Here is a 7,491-nt window from a genome sequence, read left to right on the forward strand (position 1 = left end):
GGCGTGTCGCACGCCCGGGCGCCGATCCGCGCGCCGCCGGGGGCGTCCTGCGCTCGCTCATCGGGTCCCCGCGGTGCCTGCCTTCGCGTCGCCCTCGCCGATGCCGACGGTGGCGCGCTTCTCGATGCTGATCATCGTCGGGTCCTCGGCCGGGACCATGCCGAGCTTCGTGGCACGGTCCGCGAGCGACGCCTCGGCCGCCCGGAGGTCCTCCTGCTTGCCCTGGACGTCCTGGGCCACGCGGCCGACCTCGGCCTGCAGCCGGGCAGCCTCGTACGACCCGCGGGCCATCGACGTGTTGAGGAGCAGCGCCGCCAGCAGCGCGCCCGCCAGGATCAGGGCGCACAGCACGAGGAACGGCACCCCCGAGGTCGCCTGGAGCGGCGCCCGGACCGCGTCGAGCCGGCGCCCCCGGTCGGCAGCACCTCCGGGCAGCGAGGTCAGCGGCGCGCGACGGGGAGCCGTGCCGGGACGGGTCCCGGGGGCGACGGGGGCACGCAGGGCGCTCATCGGCGGTCCTCCTTGGACGGGCGCGTCGTGGACGGACGCTTCGTGGTCGGTGACGTCGTGCGCAGGTGGTCAGGTGTGGGACGGACGCGGCGGGCGGCCCGCAGCCGCACGGACGCGGCGCGGGGGTTGCGCTCGAGCTCCGCCTCGTCGGCCTCCTCGGCGCCCCGGGTCAGGGCCTCCAGGTAGGGCTTGTGCGTCTCGGGCTCGACCGGCAGGCCGGGGGGCGCGCTGGACGTCGTCCCCCGTGCCAGGGCGCGCTTGACGATGCGGTCCTCCAGCGACTGGTAGGACTCGACGACGATGCGCCCGTCCGTCGCCAGCACCTCGATCGCGGCCGGCACGGCGCGCTCGAGCACCTCGAGCTCGCCGTTCACCTCGATCCGCAGGGCCTGGAACGTCCGCTTGGACGGGTTGCCGCCCGTGCGCCGCGCGGCCGCCGGGATGGACGCGCGCACCAGGTCGGCGAGCTCACCGGTGCGCTCCCACGGGCGCTCCTCGCGGCGCCGCACGAGCGCCCGGGCGATGCGGGGCGCGAAGCGTTCCTCGCCGTACTCGCGCAGCAGCCGGGCGAGCGCACGCTCGTCGTAGGTGTTGAGGACGTCCGCCGCCGTGATGCCGCGCGTCTGGTCCATCCGCATGTCGAGCGGGGCGTCCTGCGCGTAGGCGAACCCCCGGCCGGCCTCGTCCAGCTGGAGCGAGGAGACCCCGAGGTCCATGAGGACGCCCTGCACCCCGTCCAGGCCGAGGTCCGCGACGACGTCGCCGATCTCGTCGTAGACCGCGTGCACCGGCGTGAACCGCTCGCCGAACCGCGCGAGGCGCTCGCCCGCGAGCCGCAGCGCCTGCGTGTCCCGGTCGATACCGACGACACGGGCTGTCGGGACCTGCTCGAGCATCGCCTCGGTGTGGCCGCCCATGCCCAGCGTGCAGTCGACCAGCACGCTGCCCGGCTGCGTGAGCGCCGGCGCGAGAAGGTCCACGCACCGCTGCAGCAGGACCGGCTGGTGGCGGTCCCCCGCCGGTCGTGCGTGGTCGTCCGGTGTCGTCATCGTGGTCCTCCTCTCGGTGTCGTGCTCGTGCCGTGCTCGTCGTCGTGGTGCTCGGGCCCCGCCCGGCCAGGTCTCCCTCCGCGTCGTTCTGGCGCCGGGGAAGTGCGCCAGACCCTCGCGGGAGGAGGCCTCGTCGTGCGGGGCCCCGGTGTGGCGCCCTGCCGGGCGCCGGTGCTGCTGTGCGGTTGTCGTCGTGCGAAGAGCTGTCCTCAGAACTGCAGGTCCGGGAAGACCTGCTCGGACGTCTCGGAGTATGAGGACTCCTGCTCGGCCAGGTAGGTCTCCCAGGTGGACCGGTCCCAGATCTCGACGCGGGTGCCGGCGCCGATCACGGCGACGTCCCGGTCGAGCCCGGCGTACACGCGCAGGGCGGCCGGGATGACGACCCGCCCCTGCTTGTCCGGCAGCTCGTCGCTCGCGCCCGACAGGAACACGCGGAGGTAGTCGCGCGCCTGCCGGCTGGTCACGGGAGCCTGCCGCACCTGCTCGTACATGCGGCCGAACTCGTCCATGGGGAGGAGGAAGAGGCAACGCTCCTGCCCCCTCGTCATGACGAGACCGGGAGCGAGTCGGGCCCGGAACTTCGCGGGGAGGATCAGGCGGCCCTTCTCGTCGAGCTTGGGGGTGTAGGTACCGAGCAGCAGCCCGGCACCCGGAAACGTGTCCTCCAGACCAGCCACGGCTCGCACCTCCCCTCGCGCTCCCGCTTCCTCCACGCTACTCCACTTTCCTCCACCGGGCGCGGCAAAAGACGGGGACCTCTCCCCATGACGCACCACCCCTCGGCGTCGCCGCAGGTCAGCACGACGCAGCAGGGTGGAGGGGCCGTGGGGGCGCGAGCGCCGCGCCGCCGCCCTCCGACGGCCCTGTGCCGCCGGGTGGACGCCCCCGCACCGCCGGTCCGCCCGCCTCCCCCGCCCGGCCCCGCCCCCGTGGAGGAAGGTGGAGGGGGTGATCCGCGTCACGGTGGGCCGCGATTCCACTAGGCTGCGAGAACGTCACGAGCACGTGAACCGGAGGTCACCCGTGCACCCAGAACCCGTCTCCCCCACGGTCACCGACGCCCGCACGGAGACGGAGGTCACCGAGGCCCACGCCTCCCGTCCGGGCGCGGCCGGCCAGGCCTCCCCGGCCGACCTCGCCCGCGACCTCGACGAGCTCGTCGCCGCCACCGCCCGGGTGCGGGCAGCGGTCGACTCGGTCGTCTCGGGCCGGCCCGGGCTCGCCGAGATCACGGTCGCGGTCCTCCTGGCCGGGGGCCACCTCCTCATCGAGGACGTCCCCGGGGTCGGCAAGACGACGCTCGCCAAGGCGCTGGCCCGGAGCATCGACTGCCGCGTGGGCCGCATCCAGTTCACGCCCGACCTGCTGCCGAGCGACCTCACCGGCGTCAACATCTTCCGGACCGCCACCCACGACTTCGAGTTCCGGCCGGGGCCGGTGTTCAACAACGTCGTCATCGGCGACGAGATCAACCGGGCGTCGCCGAAGACGCAGTCGGCGCTCCTCGAGTGCATGGAGGAGGGGCAGACGACGATCGACGGGACCACCCACGCGCTCCCGCGGCCGTTCCTCGTCGTGGCCACCCAGAACCCGGTGGAGATGGAGGGCACCTACCCGCTGCCCGAGGCGCAGCGCGACCGGTTCATGGCCCGCCTGACCGTCGGGTACCCGGACACCGAGGCCGAGCTGCTCATGCTCGACCGTCAGGAGGCCTCCGACCCGCTGGCCCACCTGTCCCCCGTCACCACGGGCGAGGACATGGTGCGGTACGCCGAGGTCGTCCGTTCCGTCTACGCGGCGACCACGGTCAAGCAGTACGTCCTCGACCTCGTCGGCGCGACCCGCCACCACGACGGGCTGCGCCTCGGCGCGTCCCCGCGCGCGTCGCTCCAGCTCCTGCGCGCCGCCAAGGCGGTGGCTGCGATGTCCGGCCGCGAGCACGTGCTCCCGGACGACGTCCAGACCCTCGCCGTCCCGGTGCTCGCCCACCGCCTCATCCTCAGCACCGAGACCCGGCTGGCGGGCGTGACGCCCGAGCACATGGTCGACGAGATCGTCCGGCGCACGGACGTCCCGGGCACCCGCGTGTCCGCGCTGCCGCCTGCCGGCTCGTTCGCCCGTCCCGCGCGCGGCCGGTAGAGGCCGACCATGACCGACGCCGCCGCCGACCGGTCCGTACCCGGTGCCGCGCGCGACACGGGCGGCACGGCATCGCCCGGACGCCGTCGGGGCGACGCGCACCCCGCGCTGCGACGCCTCGCACGGGTCCGGCCCACCCGGCGCGGCACTGCCCTGCTGGTGGTAGGAGTCGTGCTCGCGGCCCTCGGGGTGCTCCTCGACCTGCCGGACGTCGTCGGGCTGGGCACGGCCGCCGTGCTCGCCGTCCTGCTCGCCTGGGCGCTCATGGGGACGCAGCGCCTCGACGCCGGCCGCGGTGCGCTGCTGGTGACCCGCGAGCTCACGCCGAACCCGGTGGTGCGCGACCAGACGGCCGCGGTCCGCCTCGTCGTGGGAGCACGCGCCCGGACCGGCGCCGCCTACGAACGCCTCGCCCGGCTGCGGCTGTCCGAGCAGGCGGCGCACGAGCTGGCCGGACCGCACGGCATCCGCGCCAGGGTCACCGCGCACCCGGACCGGATCGCGGTGTCCTACGCGCTGACGCCCTCCCGGCGCGGGCGTTGGCCGCTGGGACCCCTGCTGACCACGCGGACCGACGCCTTCGGACTCGTCCGCACGACGCAGCCGCTCGGCGTGGCGACGAAGGTCGCCGTCTGGCCCCGCACCGTCGAGCTGCCCACCCGCACCCGCGTCCTGGGCGAGGTCGACCGTGCCGCCACCGGCGCGCGGTACGCGTCGACGGACGACTCCGTGCTGCGCGAGTACGTCCCCGGTGACGACCCGCGCCGCGTGCACTGGGCCGGGTCGGCGCGTCAGGGCAGGCTCATGGTCCGTGCCGACGAGAGCGCCGGGGTGCGTCCCGTGACCGTGGTCCTGGACCGCTCGCTCCTGCCGCCCCCCGTGGACCCCCGGACCGGGGTCTGGCCGACGTCGCGCGGCGTCCGCACGCACGGGGAGGGCGAGCGGGCCGTGGAGCTCGCCGCCTCGATCGCTGTGTCGTTCCTCGAGGCGGGGCACCCGGCCCGTCTCGTCCCCACCGGCTCCGGGCCCGCACCCGTGCCGTTCGCCGCGGGCGCCCGCACCGGTCGTGCGACCGTCCTCGACTCCACCGTCGACCTGCACGGGCACCGCGGGGCCGCCGACGGCGAGCGGGCCGTGCTGCAGACCGTGCGCTCGCTGCGGACGAGCCGCTCGCAGGACGAGGTCCTCGTCGCGGTCCTCGGCGCCCTGCCCGAGGGGGCGGTCCGGGAGGTCGCCGAGCTCGGCGTCGAGGGCACGTGCTGGGCGCTCGTCGTCGCGGACCCCGAGACGCGGGCGCGCGAGGCCGGCGGGCCGCCCTCGACCGCGGCCACGGTGGCAGACCTGCGCGCCGCCGGCTGGCGGGTCGCGACCTGTCCGCCCGGGACGCCGCCCGACCGTGCCTGGGCACTTCTCGCGGAGGGTGTCTCGTGATCCCCGCCCATGCCGGGCCGACCGCCCGCACCATCGCCTCCGGGGTGCTCGTCGCCGTGGCGGTCGCGACGTCGATGCTCTCCCTGACCAGCATCATCCTTCCCGGCGGCTGGACGCGCGCCGGCCTGGTCGGCATCGTCCTCGTCAGCGCCACGACGGTCACGACCCGGGTCGTCCTCGAGCGTCGCGCCCGCGCCCAGGGGCGGCGCGCGCGCGAGCAGGGCTCCGCGTGGCCCAGCCTGCTGGGGTGCGTGGTGGCCGGCTGGTTCGTCCTCGCACGCTTCGGCGGCCCGACCGCCGACCCGACGTTCTTCGTGACGCCCGAGCACGTCTCACGGGTGGTGGCCCGCCTCGGCGAGGCCGGCGAGATCGCCCGGTCCGAGGTCTCGCCCGTCACAGGGAGCGTCCCCATCGGGCTGCTCGCGGTGGGCGGCACCCTCCTCGTGCTCCTGCTCGCGGACGCGCTGGCCGGGGCCCTGCGACGGCCCGCCGCGGTCGGCCTGCCGCTCCTCGCGCTCTGGGCTCCCCCGCTCGTGCTCACCGGACGTGTCCCGTGGGGCGTGTTCGTCGTGACGGTCACGGCGCTGCTCCTGCTCCTCACCCTCGACGGCCCGCTGGCCGCCCGCACGCGACGGCAGGAACGCTCCCCCGCCCCGGTACGGCGTGCCGAACGGTCCCGCGCCGTCGCGACCACGGCTGCCGCGGCCGTCCTCGCCGTGGTCGCCGGCCTCGTCGGGAGCGCGTCGGCCGCCCTGCCGGGCGGGCCGGCCGGCTGGTACCGGGCGTTCACCACCACCGGCGACACGATCCGGCTCGCCGAGGACCTCGACATCCTGCGCAGCCTCACGGACCGGTCGAGCTCCGTCGTCCTGACCTACGACACGGGCGCGGAGACCGACGTGGGCCCCCTGCGCAGCTACACGGCCACCGCCTTCGACGGGCGCCGCTGGCAGCGCGGCGAGGAGCGCGCGGGGCGCGACTTCGGGGCGGGCGACGTCCTGTGGCCCGACGACCCGCCGGCCGGCCAGGTCGCCGTCCGCACGGTGACGGTCGACGTCGGCGAGCTGCGGGACGACAAGCTCCCCCTCACGGTCGACCCTCGCGAGGTGGACGCCCGCGACGCCGGGGCGGACTGGGGTTACGACGCGACCCGCGACGAGGTCGTCGGCGGGCTCACGGGGGCCGGGGACTCCTACACGCTCACCGTGCACGAGCGCGAGCTCAGCCCCGCCCGGCTGCGCGAGGCCCCGGAGGCCGACATCGACCCGGTCTACACGCAGGTGCCCGACACGGCGCACGCGGGCGACGTCGCGCAGACGGCCGGCGACGTCGTCGGGGATGCCGACACGGCGTACGACCAGGCGGTCGCTCTGCAGCGCTGGCTCCGTGACCCCAGCCGCTTCACCTACTCGACGACGATCCCCCGTGGCGGGACCGGCGACCCGGTGTGGGACTTCCTGCAGAACCGCACGGGCTACTGCATCCAGTTCGCGACGACGATGGTGGTCATGGCGCGGTCCCTCGGGATTCCCGCACGCATCGCCGTGGGCTACCTGCCGGGCGACCGCACCGGCGACACCACCTGGCAGATCACCGGCCAGGACTCGCACGCCTGGCCCGAGATCTACTTCCCCGGGACGGGCTGGGTGCGGTTCGAGCCCACCCCGGCCCAGCAGACCGGCAGCGCGCCGACGTACACGGTGCCGCGGGTGCAGGGCCAGCCTGCCCCGGTGCCGTCCGCGGCCGACCTCGGGGACCGCCGGCCGACCTCCGACAGCACCTCGGGCGACGACACGTCGCCGACCGCCTCGACCGCCGCGGTCAGCACGCCCATCGTCGACACCGGGCTCCCCGCGTGGGTGTGGATCACGGCCGGCTCCCTCATCGTGGTCCTCGCCGGCGGTCTGGTCCTCCTGCTGGCGCGCCGCCGTCGCGCGGGCCAGGAGCTCGACCCCGAGCTGGCCTGGCAGCAGGTCCTCGCCGCGCTGGCGGCGGAGGGCGTGCGCCTCCCGCCCGCGACGACGCTCCGGCGTGCGCCTGAGGCGATCGCGTCCGCGGTGTCCTCCCGGGCCGGGCGCGACCTCGCGCCCGAGGTGGTCGACGACCTGACGACCCTCGCCGGCGCCGCCGAGTCCAGCCGTTACGCCCGCGAGCCGCAGACGCCGGACCAGGACGAGCTGGAGCGGCTCACCGGTGCCGTCACGGCAGGACTGGGAGACACGCTCGGGTCGCGCTGACCCGGCGGAGTCTCTGACCTGGCCGAGGCGCTGACCCCGTCCGGAAGGTCCATCGGCGGGAGGTGCTGACCCGGCGCGGAGAGCCACCCGGTGCCGGGACCGACCCGCCGCAGGCACGCGAG

Annotated in this window: 6 protein-coding genes; 3 read left to right on the forward strand and 3 right to left on the reverse strand. The window is 75.8% G+C overall.

All coding sequences use genetic code 11. The features are described 5' to 3' along the window. Nucleotides 1-57: 57 nt before the first annotated feature. The 3 genes from ACFT55_RS17680 to mraZ all read right to left on the reverse strand — a co-directional run bounded on the left by ACFT55_RS17680 (nucleotide 58) and on the right by mraZ (nucleotide 2,203). The gene (locus ACFT55_RS17680) at nucleotides 58-510 is read right to left on the reverse strand and encodes a hypothetical protein (protein ID WP_380245154.1); all 453 of its coding nucleotides are present in this window, start codon (nucleotides 508-510) and stop codon (nucleotides 58-60) included. Continuing rightward, complete coding sequence (gene rsmH / locus ACFT55_RS17685; protein ID WP_380245155.1) at nucleotides 507-1,559, reverse strand: 16S rRNA (cytosine(1402)-N(4))-methyltransferase RsmH; 1,053 nt, start codon at nucleotides 1,557-1,559, stop codon at nucleotides 507-509. Before rsmH ends, ACFT55_RS17680 begins: the two co-directional genes overlap by 4 nt. A gap of 209 nt (nucleotides 1,560-1,768) precedes the next feature. After that, nucleotides 1,769-2,203, reverse strand: coding sequence for a division/cell wall cluster transcriptional repressor MraZ (gene mraZ, locus ACFT55_RS17690; RefSeq protein WP_380245159.1), 435 nt, complete (start codon nucleotides 2,201-2,203; stop codon nucleotides 1,769-1,771). Nucleotides 2,204-2,585: 382 nt separating this feature from the next. Here mraZ and ACFT55_RS17695 point away from each other — a divergent pair, with 382 nt between their 5' ends. The 3 genes from ACFT55_RS17695 to ACFT55_RS17705 are packed head-to-tail and all read left to right on the forward strand — an operon-like array spanning nucleotide 2,586 to nucleotide 7,369. Beyond that, nucleotides 2,586-3,701, forward strand: coding sequence for an AAA family ATPase (locus tag ACFT55_RS17695; protein WP_380245156.1), 1,116 nt, complete (start codon nucleotides 2,586-2,588; stop codon nucleotides 3,699-3,701). Nucleotides 3,702-3,710: 9 nt separating this feature from the next. Then, the gene (locus tag ACFT55_RS17700) at nucleotides 3,711-5,132 is read left to right on the forward strand and encodes a DUF58 domain-containing protein (RefSeq protein ID WP_380245157.1); all 1,422 of its coding nucleotides are present in this window, start codon (nucleotides 3,711-3,713) and stop codon (nucleotides 5,130-5,132) included. Further along, nucleotides 5,129-7,369: a transglutaminaseTgpA domain-containing protein gene (locus tag ACFT55_RS17705; protein WP_380245158.1), complete on the forward strand. Its 2,241-nt coding sequence runs from the start codon at nucleotides 5,129-5,131 to the stop codon at nucleotides 7,367-7,369. The genes ACFT55_RS17700 and ACFT55_RS17705 overlap by 4 nt, the downstream gene beginning before the upstream one ends. Nucleotides 7,370-7,491: the final 122 nt, after the last annotated feature.

The organism is Isoptericola sp. NPDC057191 (assembly GCF_042670225.1).
In the GTDB taxonomy this organism is placed as follows: Bacteria; Actinomycetota; Actinomycetes; order Actinomycetales; family Cellulomonadaceae; genus Isoptericola.